Genomic DNA, 1,185 nt, shown 5'->3' on the forward strand with positions numbered 1-1,185 from the left:
ACGAGTGGAGGCCGCAAAGTGTCGGTGGTGCTGCCCGCCGAGCTGGCCGAACGGGTGGAACGCCTGGCCGACGTGCGCGGAGACCAACTCACGACAACGGTGGTGCGCCTGGTGGAGGCACGTGAGCGCCAGGCCCACGAGGTGATCCGCGAGGACGCCCTGTCCACCCTGCGAACCGAACTGCTGGAGATGGTGCAGGGCATGGGCGGCCAGGTCCGCAAAGAGGTCAAAGCCCAGGGCCACCGCCTGTCGCACCTCCTGGGGGTGATTTAAGGAAGCTGGCACCAAGCGCAAAGTGAAAAGGTCTCAAAACGACTGAAAGTCCTGCTTTTCAGGCACACGACTTGCGCGTGATCTGAAAAGCAGGACTGTGGAGGACTCTGAAGAAGGAGATTGCTTCAGCGCTGATTGGTTGCCGTGGTGTTCGTCGGGTACACCCGATCGTCTCTCCGCCGCAAACCCGCCAGGCCTGCCAGGCCGAGCAGGCCCAGCCAGCCCCAATCAAAGCCGTCATCTGTGTTGACTGGAGTCGATGTTGTCGTCGTACCCGTGGTGGTGTCAGTGGTCCCTGTCGTGGTGTCGGTCTGAGCGAAGGCCGATACGGGGGCAAGTAGCAGGGAAAGCAACAGCGTGGACTGAGCAAATCGTTTCATGCATGACCCTCCAAGGCAGATCAACCAGGAGATGTGTTCGCTGGCGAAAGAAGAATGACACGCCAACTCAGCACTTTGCCTGATGGACTCATTCAGTAAATATCCACACAATCTTTAATATTTTCGGAATTGCAGGTATTTGAAAAGCGGCGATTGGGTACGACCATCCGATGGTCGGGAGCAGTTGAACCAGGAATTCCAGCGCCTCTCTCGCAACTTCGATCAGGTGGCATGCTCTCAGTGGGACTGGTATTTCCATCATTCCGTGCTGGTGGCACTGCCTCAGGCGAACACCCCTGACCCACTCAAACGGATCGTCCTGGGCTCGCTGGCTGCTGTGGGCGTCCTCCTCCTGATAGGCCGTCGGGGGCGGCGCTGAAAGGTTGGGGAAGTGCTTCGACGCGTGCCGCCACGCTCCGGCAGGAACCAGCAACAGGCAGGAAAGAGGGATTGAAATGAGCAGTGAGTTCGTCTCAGGAGTTGCACCTGCATAATCAGAAAAAACCTCTCCTGGCGGGAGAATCCCAGAGTA

The 1,185-nt window shown here is 58.6% G+C and carries 2 protein-coding genes and 1 pseudogene; 1 reads left to right on the plus strand and 2 read right to left on the minus strand.

The annotated features are described in order from the left end of the window. Positions 1-273, plus strand: a pseudogene (locus Q322_RS21440) (hypothetical protein); the annotation flags it as partial. A gap of 125 nt (positions 274-398) precedes the next feature. Here the strand turns inward: Q322_RS21440 and Q322_RS0120040 are convergent. Both Q322_RS0120040 and Q322_RS24300 read right to left on the minus strand, forming a co-directional pair. Beyond that, a complete protein-coding gene (locus Q322_RS0120040; RefSeq protein ID WP_029479599.1) occupies positions 399-653 on the minus strand; it encodes a WGxxGxxG family protein in 255 nt (84 codons plus the stop codon). An 88-nt stretch (positions 654-741) separates the two neighbouring features. Then, a partial coding sequence (locus tag Q322_RS24300) for a hypothetical protein (protein WP_211248949.1) occupies positions 742-1,185 on the minus strand: 444 nt, incomplete at its 5' end.

Origin of the sequence: Deinococcus frigens DSM 12807 (assembly GCF_000701425.1) — a bacterium.
GTDB classification, from domain to species: domain Bacteria; phylum Deinococcota; class Deinococci; order Deinococcales; family Deinococcaceae; genus Deinococcus; species Deinococcus frigens.